The following is a 16796-nucleotide window of genomic DNA, read 5'->3' as shown; positions in this document are numbered from 1 at the left end:
AAAAAATGTGATTCCACGGTGTTTACTATGATTGAAGATAATCAACCAGAAGATGTTGTTGATACTAAAGGAAGCTTACCCTTGGGTACACCAAAAGTAGTTGTCGGTGGTAAAAGTAAAGAAAGTAGTGAGGATACTGTTAAAACAGTTCCACCGTCAACTAGTGATGATAAAGAGGAAAAATCTGAATCGAATGATAGTGAAAAGAAGAAGAGCAGCAGTAAGAAGTCAATAGGACCCATATTCGGCTCTTTAAAGGCAATGATATCATTTTTCACGATCATCAGAGTAGATGTCAATGAACACGATGTCGATTCGATGGATAATAATTTCTGGTTGGCCCCTATCGCAGGACTTTTTGTGGGCCTTTTTGCCGCCATCGTGGGCCTTATACTTTGGGGCATAGGATTCAACGCATTTGTTGTATCTGTTATGATGCTGGCAACAGTCTATATTGTAAGCAAATTCCTGCATTTCGATGGTCTCGTCGATTTCGGTGACGCGTTGGTTGCTACCGGAGATAGAGAGAAACGCGTCAAGGCGCTCAAAGATACAGCCATCGGTGCTGGAGGATTTGGTGTAGCTTTGATCGTGGTACTTATCACAGTATCCATGCTGACCTCTATGGGTACTTTGCTTGTGGTGTTGTTCTGGCCTGCAGAAGTGCTGATAAAGAATGCAATGGTCGCGGCAGCGGCATGGGGAGAACCCGGAAACGGAATGGCCGCAAAGCAGGTAAGCAAGACGAATTTCAATTCCATCATCATATCATCCGTTCTCGCATTTGCATTGGCGGTTGTGGCCCTGCTCATAGGAGGGGGGGCGTGTCAGCTGATCACTGGGTTTGAGATATATTCTGCAGACATGATGTGGAAGTGTCTTGTATTGTTGGTGGTTGGTCTTGTATTCTCCGTTCTTGCCGGCATTGGTATCGCGGAGATTGCAAATAGAAAGATCGGTTTTGTGAATGGGGATGTTCTTGGAGCTACCAATGAGATATCTCGTGCAGTCATCTTGTTCTTCATGATGATAGCTGGATTTGGACTTGGAATGTTTTGATGCAAGCTTTGATTAATGCTGGTGGTAAAGGTTCCCGCATGGGTGTATGCGGTGTAGAGAAACCCATGCAGATCATAGGGGGCAAACCATCAGTACAGAGGGTCGTAGAGGCCCTCTGTAATTCAAGATACATAGATCGGGTTCTGGTATCTGTCAGCGACAACACTCTTGAGACAGAAAAGTTTCTTAAAACGTTGGGAATAGAGACAATTAGGACATCAGGGGAGAGTTTTATGGACGATCTTCATCAATCGTTCTCTCATATGGGAGGAGATTTCGTTCTGACATGTCCTTCCGACATACCGTTGATATCCACGCCTATGTTAGACGCATTTATTGGATCATTTGATCCGGTAAAGATGGAATCATTCATTGCATTGGTGAGCTGTAGAATTGTTCAAAGTTTAGGAATAAAACCCTCGTTCGTAATGAGCAGGTATGGTGAAAATTGGGCGGTTTCAGGTATATCTATAATGGATAGGCAGAAGACCCTTGATGGGGATTATCTCATGGAATCTTTTTATCAGACAGATAGTAAGGAATTCGCTGTGAATGTGAACACACAGAAAGATCTGGAACTTGCAAGGAAGATGTTCTTATAATTTGTTTGAACATAGCGATCAAGATTTATTGATATAGTTTTGAGATTTTTTATTATTGAATATGTTTCATCTTCGATTTTAATATTTTATATTTGAGATACATTTTACTTTTAATGAGTGAACAAAAGACCAACGCAATGAGAATACTGGATCAGCAACATGTCGAATACAGTGTAATTCTATATGAATGCGGAGAATTCATCGACGCAATACATGCTTCTGAGATTTCGGGGATACCTACAGAAGTTACATATAAGACATTGGTGGGCCAAGGAAAGAGTGAGAAATACTGTGTAATCGTAGTGCCTGCAAATTCTGAAGTGGATCTTAAAAAGGTTGCGAAAGCATTGGATGAAAAATTCATCGAGTTGATTCCCGTAAAGGATATCAATAAGATTACAGGCTATGTTCGTGGGGGGTGTAGTCCGCTAGGTATAAAAAAAGCTTGTAAGATCGTAATAGATTGTTCTGTTTTTAATCATGATAAGGTTTACGTAAGTGGTGGAAGGATAGGATGTACCATATGCTTGGGTTCGAAAGATCTTGTTGATGCTACAGGGGCGATTGTAGCGGATGTTGTCTTATGTGAGATAAAATGAAAGTTGTTTTTTCAGTTTTAATGCAAACGAGATCCAAATAAATTGTTCTCTTTCTAAAACATTCTTCATTCAATATTGTCTACCAGAGTTACAAAATATTATATTAATCATCAAATAGGTCTTTTTTTGTGAGATTAATTTTTTAGCTATTAGAAATTGGTAAATACTGTGATATAATGGACTGAGTATCGGTCCCGGCCGGAGTTGTTTGCATGTCAGTATTGGTAGCATATGATGGAATGGAACATACGAAAAAGGCTTTGGAATACGCCATCGGTTATTCGATGGTTTATAAGACAAAGCTCTACATTTTCTCCGATATAGCGTCCAAAGACAAGTTAGACCATGACAATGAAGTTGCAAAGGTTGAAGAATTTCTCAGTGATGCTGAGAAAGTTGCGAGAGACCGCGGTGCAGATGTTCAAGTCGTTATGGGGTCTGGATTTCCGGCAAAAGGAATATTGGAGGCTGCGGAGAGGTTTGAATGTGATGCCATAGTGGTAGGACGTTCGGATAAAACATTCTTCGATAGAGCGGTTCTTGGTAGTGTGTCTGACGCTGTTGTTCGTAACGCAAAATGCACAGTTATTGTTGTTCAATGACGAAGCCCTAATGCTTTGATAAGTGTTACGATGATGCCATTAGGCGTTGGAGGACAACCGACCACATAGATGTCTACAGGTAGTGTGTCATTTATTCCTTTTCCAATAACATCCCCCTCAACAAAAAGACCACCTGATATAGCGCACGTTCCGCAAGCGATCACAAGTTTGTTCTCAGGGACAGCATCATATGTTTTTTTTGCAGCTATCAACATATTACGCGTCATCGGTCCTGTGACAAGGAGGGCATCTGCATGCCTGGGTGAGGGTTTAATCTCAATACCGAAACGTGCCATGTCATAATATTTGTTACTCATGGCATTCGCTTCATTTTCACATGCATTACATGAACCGGTATCTAATTCTCTGATAGCGACCGAATTCTTTAGGCCACATGTTTTTTCTGCGCTCAAACGGCCTTCAACATCCTTTTCTTCTTTCGCAAAGAAAATAAGGTCCTCTCTTTTAAGTGCATAATGGGGAGCGGGGTTGGCAACAATGTGTTCACATACGTCATAACAGTCACGACAGAATACGCATTTACCAAGATCCACAGACCATCTGTCAGATACATTGATCGCGCGTCCAGAACAGGCTTTTGCACAGTTTCCGCACAAATCGCACAGATCATCAGGCATAGGCATATCTAACCTCTTGCTTTCCATTATCTGATATGATTCGCACGGTTTTGTATTCGATATCATGTTAGCAATGCTTTTTCTGTACATGGTAACCTCATAGGTCATTTCCGCTGTAGGAAAGATTGAAGCTTTTATTTATAAGCGGGAAATCAGGAATTATGTTTCCTGGTAATGAGATCTCAAGTGCAAGCCAGTTTATGAACGAGGGGTCTCTGATCCTGTATCTCCAGATCTTTCCGTTGATGATATTCACGGCATGAACGAGCTCTCCTCTCGGAGCTTCCACAAGACCAAGGCCGAATCCATCTTTTATTCTTATTTTTGTTCTGAGAGGGCCATCTTCCATTTTGTCCAAACATTGGTTTATTATACTGGTCGATTCAACGATCTCTCCTGCTTTTACCAATAACCTGGAATAAACATCACCGGAATCATGGGAGATTATCCTCATGCCTATGTCCTTGTAGGCATCATACGGTACCTCTTTTCTTACATCTGTCTTGACGCCACTCGCTCTGGCAGATGGTCCAAGTGCACGATATTTCAAAGCATCATCATGAGTGAGTATACCTGTGGTTTCAGCGCGATCCAGGAAGAAAGAAGAGTTTGTGAGCATATCCATGAGATCCTCTATATCAAAACTTATTTTGAGAATACGGTTTTCTATTGCTTCTAAACTTTCGTTCGTTATGTCCCTGCGAACTCCTCCGGGCACTATTGTTCCCATTAGGAATCTATGACCGCCGATGTGTTCGTTAAGTCTTAGGACCTTTTCCTTCAGTCCTGCACCATACGCAGCAGGTACCGAGAATCCAGTATCCAAGGCCATTCCTCCGATATCTCCGAAATGACAATATATCCTTTCAAGTTCTGCGAATATGGTCCTTAAAAGTTTTGCGCGGTAGGGGATCTCTGCATCGCCTTCCATGGCATGTGCATATGCCAAAGCGTTGGCGACACAGGTGTCTCCGGAAACCCGTTCTACCATTCTGGTGCGATCCACTGATGCCGAGGATTCCATCAGTTTTTCGATACCGCGATATGTGTATCCTAGATGGGTCCTCATTTTCAATATAGGTTCTCCAGCGACCGAGAATCTAAAGTGTCCAGGTTCTATTATTCCCGCATGGACCGGTCCGACGGGTATTTCGAACACACCGTCCCCAGACATTCTGTTACCAGGTATCGGACAGGCACATCTTTCATTTGGAAGCGGTTCTTTTTGGAGAGGATGTGCATTCACGTAACCCCATTGGAGTCTCTGAGGTCCGTGATGGTTTTTAAGGCCTATGGGGTCGAGTCCGCTCATCTCTTGCATCTCACGTTCATATGGTCTGATCTGAGGGATACCAAGAGATAAAGCAGAATAGCTATCAGATTTTAGGATTGTCGTCATATGTACAACATTTCCTCCTTTTCTGAGAATGGTCTGTATCGAGCGTTGTTCACTTTCTTTTTCTGTGGCGTACATGCAGACAAGTCCAAAACCGTTCAGCATCATGTTGTAGATCTCATTGCTAAGATCGTTTATTTGGACGTCCACATCTTCCATCAGATCACACCTTCGAATATGTTTTCTGCCACCATGTTGAATCCACTTGTTACACTTTCTGGAACAAAGAGTCCAAAGATTACAATGGCTGTTGTGAGAATGACAAACGGTGCAGCGCGTATCAGACCTTTGGGGTCATGTGTTTTTTTATCCGTTTCTCCGGTCAGCATAGGGTATATATGTAGTGTAAAACCAGCAAATATGATTATCAAAAGTATGACCATCAAAATTGCAAGGAACCACATGCCTGCACCCATCATTGATAATAATAATGCGAATTCACCTATGAACACTGCAAATGGAGGCATACCGACTATTGCCAGAGTACTTATGGACAGCATGATCGCAGTAAAAGGCATATTTTTGTTCAGTCCGCGGATCAAAGTCATGTCTTTTGTCTTGTATTCTTGCAATATATTCCCTGCGCAGAAAAATAATATTGGCTTTGTAAGAGAGTGCGCCACGACCATGAACAATGCTGCGAATATCGATGCAGAGGTCCCGATGCCGAATCCGATAGATATCAATCCTATATGTTCTATACTTGAATATGCCAGCATGCGTTTCATGTCTTTGGAATTTAGTATGAACATAGCTGCAATGAATAATGATACAAATCCGAAAATAAGTAAGAGCGTCGATGCAAATCCAGGTATCGCAATTTCAGAGATGATGTAGAATCTCAAAATGCTAAAGAGTGCACAGTTCAGCAATGTTGCTGACAATAACGCGCTTATCGGTGTCGGTGCTTGACTGTGTGCATCGGGCAACCAGGTATGCATTGGTGCGAATCCTGCTTTTGTGCCGAATCCAACTATTATCATCACCATGGCCGTTTTCAATAATACAGGATCCAACTGAGAGGCCACAGATACCAGCACAGGCCAATCGAGTGCAGATGACTCATCTCCTATCACACCGACCGCGGATGCGTATACCAGCGAGATACCCACAAGTGCGAGTGTTATGCCCACAGAACAGATTATCAGATATTTCCAGGAGGCTTCTGTTGATTGTTCGTCACGATAGAATCCTACAAGGAATGTCGATATCAAGGTGGTTGCTTCGATGATGATCCATATTATGCCTACAGATGAGACGGTGAACACCGCAAGCATGGCAGCGACAAAAAGATTCAGGCAGAGATAGTAGAGTTTTTCAGACTTCATGGTCAGTTTTTTCTCTTCTCTTTCAAACCCGAGATAGCCATGGGAATACATCGACACCATGAATGCCACGGTGGATGTTACCATTAGGAAGATTGCTGAAAGACCATCAACGTACCATATACTGTATTGTATGGTGGTCCCGTCTAGGAATATAGGGCCGCATATCACGATTGTAATGATCATATCGGCTGCTGAGAGGATTATTGATACCCATGATATGAAGCGTTCTTTGGGGGCGATACCGCATAGTATCGCTGCCAGTAGAGGTATCAGGAGGATGGCTTCTATTTCATAGCTCAATCTTTCAGCCTCCTCATGAATGATGTGTCAATGGAGTTGAAAGTACGATTGATCCTGTATGCGAATATCCCGATTATTACGACCGCTATAATGACATCGAAGAATACTCCGAATTCGACAATGAGTGGCATACCATAGGATATTGTCATCGCTCCTAAGAAAAGTCCGTTCTCCATCAACAGAAGTCCAATCGATTCTGTAAGTGCATTTCTGCGGGAAACCATCATGAACATTCCAATGAAGATTATTGACAGTGATATGGCAAAGCAATTTCTTCCAACTGTTGAAAGGGAGTCTAGCATGGGATCGGCTACAAGATATCCGATAAATACCAGAACCAAACATACCAGTAGGCTTCCCGGAATGCCGATCTGGGATTTCACTTCCTTTTCCATGTTTATCTTTTCTATTGTGTAGTCAAGGAATTTTGGGATAAGGAATACCTTCAGTACAAGTGTCAGTACGAATATGATGTAGATGTGATAGTTTCCAGTATAGTATGCGACAACGAATGCCAATATGGATAGGAAAAGAGAGTGGACAGCGAAGAACTGTACAAGTTTCTTCATGTGCGTGGATGCTATTGCCATGACCGATATTACAAGCATGCATATTGCACAGATATCGATAAGATTCTCGTAGAGTGTCGGATCCATTTTTTTCCCTCACAGTATATACAGCGAAATTATTGCCAGCAACGCAATTACGAACGATGCTGTCAGAAGGTTCGGTGCTTTGAACAGTCTGAATTTGGTCGAAGAGCATTCCAGTAGGGCCAATGCAAATGAGAATATCACAAGTTTGGCCACTATTGTGACAAGACCTACAACAAGGTCCAGTGGTTGTGTGGTTATAGATATGCCCCAAGGCAGGAACAGGGTACCCAACATTGTCATGAATATTGTGAGCCTCATCATCGAAGAGAGTTCCATAAGTGCCAGGCTCCTTCCCGAATATTCAAGGAGCATTCCTTCATGCACCATTGTAAGTTCGAGATGTGTTGCGGGGTTATCGAACGGGATCCTTGCATTCTCTGCAGCAAGGGTTATTATGAAAGATGCAGCGGCGAGTAAAAGTGCCGGGCAGAATGCTAAAATCCCCATAGACATCAGAAGTGTTGGTACGTTGCTTATATCGGTACCAGCCCCACTGAGGACGCATACGGTCATCAGAGAAAGTAAAAGTGCCGGTTCGATAAGTACGGACATCATCATTTCCCTGCTACTTCCCATTCCTCCGAATACAGAGCCTCCTTCCAGCCCTCCCAAGACCATGCAGAATCTGTACATTGTGAAAAGGTATACCATGGTTATTAGGTCATCAAATGGTGCCAATATCTCTACAAAGAATACAGGGACCATGAATGCCAAAAATGTCATAGCTGAGAAGCAGATGTAAGGTATGAAACGGAACAACCAAGTCGTACTTTCAGAGATGGTCTCATCTTTTTTGAACAATTTAATGAGGTCCCTGTATGGCTGGAATATATCAGACCCTTCGCGGTGTTGCATCCAGGCTTTGAATTTCCTTATAATTCCCGTTATCAGCGGGGATATTGCGATGAGGAATATCGCCTGCAAAGCTGTAACAATGAATTCCATCAAAAGAATCTGACCCCCAATAGAATTATGAGAAGAGTGATCATTAGATATGCCAGATATGATTGGATGTTACCGGTCTGTATCTTTCCGACCTTGAGGGAAAGCCATTCTACGGATCTTCCTATCGGTCTGAGTATGTAGTATGAGAAAGGCTCTAAGAAGCTGATCTTGAATGTATCCATTCCTCCAATGACATCTTTTATCTCGCTCTCGTCGCCATATATCGGATGAAATACTTTTACGAGAGGCTGGGTGAATCCTTCGGAGGAGTATTGCATGTTTTGGTCAAGTTCTATACCGCAATCCCATGTTGGTGTTTTTCTCTTATTTTTCTTCAGTAATCTGAACGATAGGTATAGGATTATGCATATCGATGCAAGTATCACCGCGATCATTATTGGTTTGAGCGCATCTGATACAATACTGCCTGTGGTATATTCTATACCCAATGTGCTACAGATGCTGTTTATTATAGCGTATATGACAGGCATTGCGAATACACCTAGTAATATGCATGCACCAGACAAGATGAACAGAGGAAGGGCCGTGACCTTGTCCATTTTTTTCGCGTTCTTCATACTTTCAGAACGGGGGCGTCCCAGGAATATAAAACCATAAAGTCTGGCATATGATACTGCGGCCATAGTTCCACAAACACCAAGTACTGCTATTATGAGCGGCAGTACGATATTCAATATCGATTCGCCTGTTCCTGCAGTTACGACGGTCTTGATCATTAGCCATTCGCTTACGAATCCGTTAAGAGGAGGTATGGCGGCCATCGAAAGGGTACCTACAAGTGCGAACACTGAAAGCAACGGCATGAATTTTGCAAGTCCGCCCATACGGTTGATGGAGTGTTCTCCGGTCGAATTTTCTATGGTGCCCACATTCAGCAACATCAATGATTTGAAGAAAGAGTGGTTGATCGTATGCAGTATCGCCGCAACGAGTATCAATGGAAGGAGATTCTTGTCGAAGTCGGTTACTGCGAATATCATTCCCATGGAAAGACAAAGGATGACCATGGACATATTTTCCATACTTGAATATGCCAGTATGCGTCTTGGTTCTGTTTGTATGAGTGATTCCATTGCCCCCCATATGGCACCTACCGAAGCAAGAAGGAGTATCATGAACATCATCGTGATGTTATCTGGTATCCCTATCCAAAGGAACGAGCTCTTGATCAGAAGCAGTATGGCGACATTGGAGCAGACTGTAGAAAGGAATGCGACCGAATGCACTGGCGCGGAATTGTATAGATCTGGCATCCATGCATGGAAAGGCATGAGTCCCAGTTTTGTACCGAATCCTATGAAGAGTAAAAGTATCATGACGGCGGAGGTCATGGAACCTACAAGAGGTCCTATGCTCATATCTGATAGTATTTCGGTTCCAGATACGTACCACATTGCAGCAAATACGGACATTATAATGAGTCCACCGAAATGAGTGATGACGAAGTATTTCCATCTGAAATTCTCATCTGCTCCTTTGGTCATGAGGAAGGTTGTCAGAGTGACTAATTCCCAGGATATCATCAGGAGTATGATGCTGTTCGCGCACATGGCTACAGAACAGGCAATGAAAAGTATACAGACCAATCCGAACATTTTGTTGGTGTATGATGTTCCAGATCTCCACATGTGTATGAGGACCATTAAATATACCAAAGATGAGAAGCTAATGGTCAAAGCAGAAAGTTGATCGAACTGAATGCTGTACACTCCGAGAAGAGATTGCAGTTTGAATACGTAAATGGTAGAGGAAAGCTCGCTGGCTACGAAGAATGCAGCTATACCTGCGATACAAGAGATGGCGCAGAATATCATGCTTAAAGTTTTAACGATCTTTGATTTTGAAGGTATCAAAGAAATCGCGGCGCCGATGACCGCAGGAATAAAAAGCACACATATGTATAATTCAGGTTGTATCAATCACGATCACCTGATGGATCACTGCTGCTGTCTTGCATGCCTGCTTCCATTTCATTAAAACGCCGTTAGGTCTTTCCCTAAATAATGTTTTCTATTTGATAGGTCAAGAATTATTCTTCAGAACCTTGATCACGCTATCGGTAAATTCTTTGGCGGTTGATTTTCCGCCTACATCTGGTGTTACATCACCATTTTTGTAGACAGTCCTTACCGCGATCCTAATATTCTCACCTATGCGCGGCATACCTATCTGATCCATGGCCATGGCCCCTGAAAGAATGGCCGATGTCGGATTGACAATACCACCGACCGTATCGAGTGCAGGTCTGCGCATCGGTTCGAACATTCCCTGGGTGTTACCTATGCTGCCCACAGGTGTGAGGTGTGCACCGCCAACGAGTCCTGCGGCGATACCTGCAAGAGTGGTTCCATAGATATCTGTGCAGACCAGTACATCCAAAGATGCTGGATCTAAAATCAATTTCGATGCTATGCTGTCTACATGTTCATCGTTCAATATGAATTCTGATGCTGCCAATTCCTTGTAAAAGAGGTCTACGAACATCCCATCTGAGAAAGGGAACATTTCTGACATGTGTGCACACATTATATTGTGTCTGCCTTTGATCTCTGCCATCTTCATTGTCAGTTTGAAAAGATTTTTGCAATTATCACTGGAAATGAATTTTTCAGCGACCACACCGTCCAGATTTTCCTTTTCAATGATATTCAGCAAGGAATCAGGATTGCCTGTCATGATCATGAGGTCTACGCCCTTCGTTCCTATGCGGTCGCAAAGTGGATAGAATTTTCTCATGATGGCATAAAGATTAAGTTGTTTCTTGAGGACCTTTAACGGGTCGCGATACCTGATATCGTTAGGTCTTTTCGTTACTTCTCCGGCGATGATAGCATCAGACTCAACAGCAAGGTCCATGGTTTCCTGAGGGAGGTAACGTTCTGTTTTTTTGTACGCAGCTGTTCCGATATCTCCGAAGACTATGTCTACTTCCTGCGTTGCAGCACCGATCACCGATGTTGCAGACGATATCAATTCTGGTCCGGCTCCGTCACCGGGGAGAGCTAAGATCCTCTTCGCCATATGAATTTCCCTTACAGGAGTCTGTTGGCCAGTCCTGCATATATCAGCGGGAGAGTTATTGTTGCATCTCCCTCTACGGTCATCTTCTTAGCATCTTCTTTTACTTTGCCCCAAGAGACCGCTTCCCTTATGCGTGCTCCTGACAAGGAACCATCATATTCCTCTGCTGTGGTTAGGTAAATGCAGTAATCAAGTCCGCCACGGAATTGATTCCACCAGATTACGTGATGTTTGGAAATGCCACCACCGATTATGATCGCTCCGGTGTTCTTTGCTTCATTGGTCATCTCGCTCAGCATTTGTTCGTCGCCGAAGAGATCGATTCTAAGTTTTCTGTGGAATTGATAATACATCCATAATTGGCATCCGAACGATCCGTCGGTTATACCAGGGACAACAATTGGTATCTTGTTCTTGTGACACTGATACAGCAGACTGTCTTCGTTATTGAGTCTTGATCCGACCTGATCGATGATCTCATGGGTCGTGAGTGAAGTAGTGTCTTTGAATATCTCATCGAACATCGGCAGAAGGTTATCTTCAAGGACCAACCCATAACAAGAATCAGGTACAAGGACATTTCCAAGTCTACTTATCTCGTATTCATCTCTCAGCATTGCGTCATCCATCATAAAGTCGCCTTTGTAATAGTTGGCGAAGGTTCTAGACAGGTCGTGATCGAGAGTCCCGCACGTTGTGATGATAAGATCGACCATGTGGTTTTTCACCATGTCAACGATCACGCCGCGAGTACCTGTAGCCATAATGCATGCAGGGAATGAAAGTATCTTCAAACAATCCTTTTGTTTAATCATCGATTCAGCGATATCTGTTGCATCAGCAAGTTTTTGGGCTGTGAATCCGCCTGCGTGCCCCATTGCTTTCAGCATATCGTCGACAGTCATTCCTTTGCTTACTTTGATATCTTCAACTGGTATAAGCTCTAATTTTGCCTTGGCCATGTAGAGTCAACTCTGTATAGGCCTATCCAAGTCTTCCTCCATTATATACAATTCGCCTGCTACGAATATATTGTAACTCGGTCCTGTTTTGAAAATCAGTCGTTGGATTTTTTGATTTCTTACTGTACATATGTATATATTATGTTAATTTTTTACGAGGTATTAACTAAAATAATCAACAATTTTTGACATTTACTCAAAAATATATATATAGTATTAGACATTCGTCTAATCAATCACGAATTGGGTGCATATCCGATCATGACAAAATTAGATCTCGGGATGGAAAATAAATTGAGAGAGGTGACTTCGATGAATTGTAAGAGTATGAACATGCAGCAGATGAGCAGTCATTGTGCTTTTGAGCCGTTGGGCGGAGGAGTGATGAGGAATAAGGCAGATGTAATGGCAGATTTGGTCAGGTCAGTTGAAACTTGGAACATGAAATTGACTGAAGATGCAGTCAACGAAGCTATCAGAATGAACATTCCTCCTGTAGAGATAATCAGGGACGGCCTGGGTGCAGGAATGGAAACGATCGGTAAGCAGTTCAATGAGGCTAAGTTATTCCTTCCTCAAGTGGTCGCCGCCTCCAAGGCCATGGAATTGGCCATCGGTATCTTAGAGCCACACATGGAGGCTGGTGAGACATCTTCAATGGGCAACATAATAATGGGGTCCGTCAGGGGAGACATACATGAAATCGGAAAGGATGTCTGCTGTGCCATGCTTCGCGGTGCAGGGTACAATGTCATCGATATCGGTTCTGACCAGACGACCGATGAATTCATTGAGAAAGCAAAGAAGACAGATGCTATCGCGATCGGGGCATCGGCTCTTATGACAACGACATTGGTCGCTCAAAAAGAACTCGTCGAGTGTGTCAGGAATGAGGATCTTAAGGCCAAAGTATTGATCGGCGGTGCGCCTTGCAGTCAACAGTGGGCGGACGAGATCGGAGCAGATGGATATTCGGCCAATGGTTCGGAGATAGTAGCTTTGGTCCGTAAGACATTGAAGGTCAGCAAGTGTTGACTTATCGGGCATTCATTTCGGAATGATGGTCTGCAGGCGATCTGCGACCTCATCCGGAGTATCCTTTGCATTAATGATGTACCAGTCTTTAGAAACCATGATCATTTTTTTTCTAGTCTCTGTCAGAGACTCGATATTTTCAAACATTTCTAAGTTATTTCCTCTTTTTCTTATCCTACCGAGAGCGATCTCTTCATCGACATCTTTGTAGATCAGTACGTCTGGTTTTGGAAGCACAGCGGTCAATGCCTTGTATGTAAAAGGTACCAATTTTTCAGGAAGATAGCATGCAGATAATGTGTATCTGACAAATATTACGTCGTCTGTTCTAGATTTTTTTATTCTTATCAATGACCCAGATACGTTGAGGATAAAGAAAACGATGGTGAAGAGTTTTGCTGGTCCGCCCTCTTTAAGAAGACACTTACGTGATAATTTTCCGAATATGTGTTCTTCTTCAGGATGCGTTATTATCTTCACTGTATGATCTTTTGATTCGAGAATATCTTTGAGGAGGCAAGCAGTAGTGGTCTTCCCGCTTCCATCCATTCCATCTATTACATACCATGTCATGAGATCACATTCCCAGAATGCACAATATTGAAGTGACACCTATCGGTACAGCAATATTATCGTAGTTACCAGGAACGGTCATCTCCAATAAAGCTGATGCAGTACCTGCAATTATGCATACCGACCAGGTTGGGATGATTGCATTGGCGCTGCTGTTTGAATATAGGCCATTCGTGATGAGGGGTGAATAGAAAGCGATCACATTCACGAAATCCGAATGCTATTCCCTATATAATCAATTGACTATCCTCATCTCATGATCATGATGGTCAGGGATCGCGATTACCCAGCGCTTATAAAAGATCTTAGAGGTAAGAGGGTGGCAATTTGGACCTGCAATACATGTGCCAGATTATCAAAAGGTCTTGGAGGTCTTGAATCCGCAGAAAGGCTGGCGGAATCACTTAGGAAGGATGGCATAGATGTTGTCAGCGTAGGGGCTGTTTCGGCATCTTGTGTGGAGAAGAAGCTGATCGAGAAAGCCGAAGAAGGATTCGCTGAAAACATCGACATCATACTTTCGTTGACATGTAATGTAGGCTCTTTTTTAGCAGGTAAAGTGTTCGATATTCCTGTCATCAATCCCGTGATAACCTTGGGACCAGGGTACATTGGTGCAGACAATGAATTGTTCCTTGTGGATAGAAATAACAAAGTGTCTGAGATGGAATTAGGTATGTCCAAAAAGGGCCATTCAGAGGGCCCTTTCATGTGATGTTGGTGTGCCTTATATACGAGCTTGTCATATCCCAAAAACAACCAAATGGGGTATAAACGATGATAATTGACGTATTAGATACGAACAATATGTTGTTCATGATCCCTATCGCAGCGGTAGTTGCGGTATTCTTCGCATTGTATTTCTTCAGGGACCTTTGGTCAAAAGACAAAGGTACCCCCGAGATGCAGAAGATCTCCGACGCTATCGAGACCGGTGCAATGGCATATTTGAAGCGCCAGTATAAAACGATAGGAATTGTGAGCATTATTCTTGCGGTCATTCTTGCGGTCGCAGGATTAGTCCCTAGTTTTCAGAACTATCTCGGACCAAAGGTCGCAGTGGCCTTCCTTATAGGAGCAGGATTCTCTATTCTTTCCGGATTTATCGGAATGAGGGTCTCCGTCAACGCTAATATAAGGACGGCAAGTGCGGCAAGGAACTCACTCAACGATGCATTCAAATGTTCTTTCCGCGGCGGTGCCCTTTCAGGTATAGCTGTTTCTGCATTAAGTCTGGTTGGACTTTTTGCTGTTGTTCTTTTGTTCAATGCTCTTTCAGGTGAGTCGGCAGACGGGTCTTTGACACCTACTTTGCATGCAGTTGTGGGATATGCATTCGGTGCATCATTTGCAGCATTGTTTGCACAGCTCGGCGGAGGCATATACACCAAAGCAGCAGATGTCGGAGCAGATCTTGTTGGTAAGGTCGAAGCAGGCATACCTGAGGACGATCCAAGAAATCCTGCCGTGATAGCAGATCTGGTAGGAGACAATGTTGGAGATTGTGCAGGGCGTGGAGCAGACATATTCGAATCAACGGCAGCTGAAATAATCGGTGCCATGGTAATCGGTACCGCAGTAGTAGCATGCGTAGCTGGACTTTCTAACAACTGGGTCTATCTTCCATTGGTCCTCATGGCCTTCGGATTGATCGCCTCCCTGGTAGGAATTCTCGTAGTAAGGCTACCTGGCGAGGACGCAGATGTTTGCAAGGCACTCAACAAGGGTTACTACCTAACGATCGCACTCGTGATCGTGTTCTTGGTAATCACGACGTATTATCTGTTGCATGGAGAATGTGACAACTGGTACTTCTTCACGATAGCAGGAGTAGTTGGTATCATCCTCGGTCTCGCGATCGTTTACATCACACAGTACTACACTGGTGACCATAAGCCGGTAAAGGATATCGCTCAGGCATCTGAGACCGGACCTGCCACCAATGTCATAGAGGGAATATCTGTCGGACTCGAGTCTACTGTCCTTCCTGTTGTTTGTATTGTGGTCGCCATAATGGTAACATATCTTCTTGGATACTTTGCAGCACCCGATACTGAAAATAAGATGATCTTCGGACTTTATGGAACAGCGGTAGGAACCATTGCGATGCTCGCATCTTCCGCGTTCATACTTGCAGAGGATACCTTCGGCCCCATCACCGACAATGCAGGGGGCATCTCAGAGATGTCAAATCAGCCAGATGAGGTAAGGAAAAGGACCGACAAGCTCGATTCATCTGGAAATACCACAAAGGCCCTTACTAAAGGTTACGCTATGGCATCTGCAGCCCTTGCTGCATTCCTGCTCTTCGCTGCATTCTTCGAGATAGTTGCGGAGATCAAGGGAACCACTTTAAGTGAGGAAATCTTTGTTGTCAACATTGGACAGCCTTTGATATTTGTCGGAGGACTTGTCGGAGCAGTTCTGGTATTCTTCTTCGCATCACTTGCGATCCGTGCGGTCAGTAGGGCTGCCGGTGAGATGATTGAGGAGGTTCGCAGACAGTTCCGTGAGCACCCAGGCATCATGGAAGGAACAGAGGAACCAAGTTATGCGGATTGTGTTGATATCGCTACACGTGGCGCACTCAGAGCAATGGTGCTTCCAGCATTGTTGCCCATTGTGGTTCCAGTTGCGTTCGGTGTCATCTACAGGATCATCTTTGGAAACATAGAAGGTTTCGAGGACTATCCGTATCAGGCGGTCGGAGCGCTTATAATGGTCGGTACGATCGTTGGTATACTCATGGCCAACTTCCTCAACAACGGAGGAGGTGCATGGGACAACGCGAAGAAATATATCGAGAGCGGCACTCATGGAGGAAAGAAATCTCCAGCACATGCAGCAGCCGTGGTCGGAGATACGATCGGAGATCCCTTCAAGGATACAGCCGGTCCTTCGATCCACGTCTTGGTAAAGTTGTTATCGACGATATGTTTGGTAACAGCCGTCCTCTTCGTGGTACCGTAAACAAATTAAGGGGGGGGTCTCCCCCCAATACATTTTTACGCGTGAATAAATGTTCTCCGCACGAATTTTATATATAGGATGGGCATAAT

Annotated in this window: 17 protein-coding genes; 7 read left to right on the top strand and 10 right to left on the bottom strand. The window is 43.7% G+C overall.

Annotated features, from left to right (window positions below):
• The first annotated feature begins 27 nt into the window (after nucleotides 1-27).
• The 4 genes from cobS (at nucleotide 28) to KRP56_05950 (ending at nucleotide 2862) form a co-directional block, all read left to right on the top strand.
• A complete protein-coding gene (cobS, locus tag KRP56_05965; GenBank protein ID UAL07374.1) occupies nucleotides 28-1059 on the top strand; it encodes an adenosylcobinamide-GDP ribazoletransferase in 1032 nt (343 codons plus the stop codon).
• Nucleotides 1059-1661, top strand: coding sequence for an NTP transferase domain-containing protein (locus tag KRP56_05960; protein ID UAL07373.1), 603 nt, complete (start codon nucleotides 1059-1061; stop codon nucleotides 1659-1661). The genes cobS and KRP56_05960 overlap by 1 nt, the downstream gene beginning before the upstream one ends.
• A 113-nt stretch (nucleotides 1662-1774) precedes the next feature.
• Nucleotides 1775-2260 carry a Cys-tRNA(Pro) deacylase gene (gene ybaK / locus KRP56_05955; GenBank protein UAL07372.1) on the top strand — a complete coding sequence of 162 codons (486 nt, stop codon included), beginning with the start codon at nucleotides 1775-1777 and terminating at the stop codon, nucleotides 2258-2260.
• Nucleotides 2261-2472: 212 nt separating this feature from the next.
• A complete protein-coding gene (locus KRP56_05950; protein ID UAL07371.1) occupies nucleotides 2473-2862 on the top strand; it encodes a universal stress protein in 390 nt (129 codons plus the stop codon).
• On the opposite strand, the gene KRP56_05945 is transcribed toward KRP56_05950, so the two are convergent.
• From KRP56_05945 to KRP56_05910, 8 genes are all read right to left on the bottom strand, one after another.
• A complete protein-coding gene (locus KRP56_05945; protein UAL07370.1) occupies nucleotides 2856-3590 on the bottom strand; it encodes a hypothetical protein in 735 nt (244 codons plus the stop codon). The two genes, KRP56_05950 and KRP56_05945, sit on opposite strands and share 7 nt — an antisense overlap.
• A 7-nt stretch (nucleotides 3591-3597) precedes the next feature.
• Entirely contained in the window at nucleotides 3598-5055 is a 1458-nt protein-coding gene (locus KRP56_05940; GenBank protein UAL07369.1) for a hydrogenase large subunit, read from the bottom strand.
• Nucleotides 5055-6524 carry a hydrogenase 4 subunit F gene (locus KRP56_05935; GenBank protein UAL07368.1) on the bottom strand — a complete coding sequence of 490 codons (1470 nt, stop codon included), beginning with the start codon at nucleotides 6522-6524 and terminating at the stop codon, nucleotides 5055-5057. Before KRP56_05935 ends, KRP56_05940 begins: the two co-directional genes overlap by 1 nt.
• On the bottom strand, nucleotides 6521-7180 hold the full coding sequence (locus KRP56_05930; GenBank protein UAL07367.1) for a hydrogenase: 660 nt from the start codon (nucleotides 7178-7180) through the stop codon (nucleotides 6521-6523). Before KRP56_05930 ends, KRP56_05935 begins: the two co-directional genes overlap by 4 nt.
• 9 nt (nucleotides 7181-7189) lie before the next feature.
• Nucleotides 7190-8125 carry an NADH-quinone oxidoreductase subunit H gene (locus tag KRP56_05925; protein UAL07366.1) on the bottom strand — a complete coding sequence of 312 codons (936 nt, stop codon included), beginning with the start codon at nucleotides 8123-8125 and terminating at the stop codon, nucleotides 7190-7192.
• Nucleotides 8125-10065 carry a hypothetical protein gene (locus KRP56_05920; protein ID UAL07365.1) on the bottom strand — a complete coding sequence of 647 codons (1941 nt, stop codon included), beginning with the start codon at nucleotides 10063-10065 and terminating at the stop codon, nucleotides 8125-8127. The genes KRP56_05925 and KRP56_05920 overlap by 1 nt, the downstream gene beginning before the upstream one ends.
• A 103-nt stretch (nucleotides 10066-10168) precedes the next feature.
• Complete coding sequence (locus KRP56_05915) at nucleotides 10169-11167, bottom strand: hypothetical protein (protein UAL07364.1); 999 nt, start codon at nucleotides 11165-11167, stop codon at nucleotides 10169-10171.
• 11 nt (nucleotides 11168-11178) lie between these two features.
• Nucleotides 11179-12129: a deoxyhypusine synthase gene (locus KRP56_05910; GenBank protein ID UAL07363.1), complete on the bottom strand. Its 951-nt coding sequence runs from the start codon at nucleotides 12127-12129 to the stop codon at nucleotides 11179-11181.
• A gap of 384 nt (nucleotides 12130-12513) precedes the next feature.
• On the opposite strand from KRP56_05910, the gene KRP56_05905 reads away from it, so the two are divergent.
• Nucleotides 12514-13164, top strand: a complete 651-nt coding sequence (locus KRP56_05905) for a cobalamin-dependent protein (protein UAL08482.1) — start codon at nucleotides 12514-12516, stop codon at nucleotides 13162-13164.
• A gap of 12 nt (nucleotides 13165-13176) precedes the next feature.
• Here the strand turns inward: KRP56_05905 and KRP56_05900 are convergent, their stop codons facing one another.
• Together KRP56_05900 and KRP56_05895 are read right to left on the bottom strand one after the other, a co-directional pair.
• Nucleotides 13177-13737: a thymidylate kinase gene (locus KRP56_05900; GenBank protein ID UAL07362.1), complete on the bottom strand. Its 561-nt coding sequence runs from the start codon at nucleotides 13735-13737 to the stop codon at nucleotides 13177-13179.
• Between the two features lie 4 nt (nucleotides 13738-13741).
• A complete protein-coding gene (locus tag KRP56_05895; protein UAL07361.1) occupies nucleotides 13742-13945 on the bottom strand; it encodes a hypothetical protein in 204 nt (67 codons plus the stop codon).
• A 48-nt stretch (nucleotides 13946-13993) separates the two neighbouring features.
• Between KRP56_05895 and KRP56_05890 the strand changes: the two genes are divergently transcribed.
• Both KRP56_05890 and KRP56_05885 read left to right on the top strand, forming a co-directional pair.
• Nucleotides 13994-14452 carry a hypothetical protein gene (locus KRP56_05890; protein ID UAL07360.1) on the top strand — a complete coding sequence of 153 codons (459 nt, stop codon included), beginning with the start codon at nucleotides 13994-13996 and terminating at the stop codon, nucleotides 14450-14452.
• A 62-nt stretch (nucleotides 14453-14514) separates the two neighbouring features.
• Nucleotides 14515-16707 (top strand): sodium-translocating pyrophosphatase, encoded by a 2193-nt coding sequence (locus tag KRP56_05885; GenBank protein ID UAL07359.1) that lies wholly within the window; start codon nucleotides 14515-14517, stop codon nucleotides 16705-16707.
• The last annotated feature ends 89 nt before the right edge of the window (nucleotides 16708-16796 follow it).

The sequence above is a fragment of the Candidatus Methanogranum gryphiswaldense genome (assembly GCA_019262145.1).
Taxonomy (GTDB): Archaea; Thermoplasmatota; Thermoplasmata; order Methanomassiliicoccales; family Methanomethylophilaceae; genus Methanogranum; species Methanogranum gryphiswaldense.
Note: the sequence above shows the minus strand (reverse complement) of the source record. Positions and strands in the feature narration are given on the sequence as shown.

What these genes read in the sequence shown, in the direction of transcription:
- cobS (UAL07374.1), top strand. Translation starts at nt 28, where the DNA reads ATGATTGAAGATAATCAACCAGAAGATGTTGTTGATACTAAAGGAAGC.
- KRP56_05960 (UAL07373.1), top strand. Translation starts at nt 1,059, where the DNA reads ATGCAAGCTTTGATTAATGCTGGTGGTAAAGGTTCCCGCATGGGTGTA.
- ybaK (UAL07372.1), top strand. Translation starts at nt 1,775, where the DNA reads ATGAGTGAACAAAAGACCAACGCAATGAGAATACTGGATCAGCAACAT.
- KRP56_05950 (UAL07371.1), top strand. Translation starts at nt 2,473, where the DNA reads ATGTCAGTATTGGTAGCATATGATGGAATGGAACATACGAAAAAGGCT.
- KRP56_05945 (UAL07370.1), bottom strand. Translation starts at nt 3,590, where the DNA reads ATGTACAGAAAAAGCATTGCTAACATGATATCGAATACAAAACCGTGC.
- KRP56_05940 (UAL07369.1), bottom strand. Translation starts at nt 5,055, where the DNA reads ATGGAAGATGTGGACGTCCAAATAAACGATCTTAGCAATGAGATCTAC.
- KRP56_05930 (UAL07367.1), bottom strand. Translation starts at nt 7,180, where the DNA reads ATGGATCCGACACTCTACGAGAATCTTATCGATATCTGTGCAATATGC.
- KRP56_05925 (UAL07366.1), bottom strand. Translation starts at nt 8,125, where the DNA reads ATGGAATTCATTGTTACAGCTTTGCAGGCGATATTCCTCATCGCAATA.
- KRP56_05915 (UAL07364.1), bottom strand. Translation starts at nt 11,167, where the DNA reads ATGGCGAAGAGGATCTTAGCTCTCCCCGGTGACGGAGCCGGACCAGAA.
- KRP56_05910 (UAL07363.1), bottom strand. Translation starts at nt 12,129, where the DNA reads ATGGCCAAGGCAAAATTAGAGCTTATACCAGTTGAAGATATCAAAGTA.
- KRP56_05905 (UAL08482.1), top strand. Translation starts at nt 12,514, where the DNA reads ATGAGGAATAAGGCAGATGTAATGGCAGATTTGGTCAGGTCAGTTGAA.
- KRP56_05900 (UAL07362.1), bottom strand. Translation starts at nt 13,737, where the DNA reads ATGACATGGTATGTAATAGATGGAATGGATGGAAGCGGGAAGACCACT.
- KRP56_05890 (UAL07360.1), top strand. Translation starts at nt 13,994, where the DNA reads ATGATCATGATGGTCAGGGATCGCGATTACCCAGCGCTTATAAAAGAT.
- KRP56_05885 (UAL07359.1), top strand. Translation starts at nt 14,515, where the DNA reads ATGATAATTGACGTATTAGATACGAACAATATGTTGTTCATGATCCCT.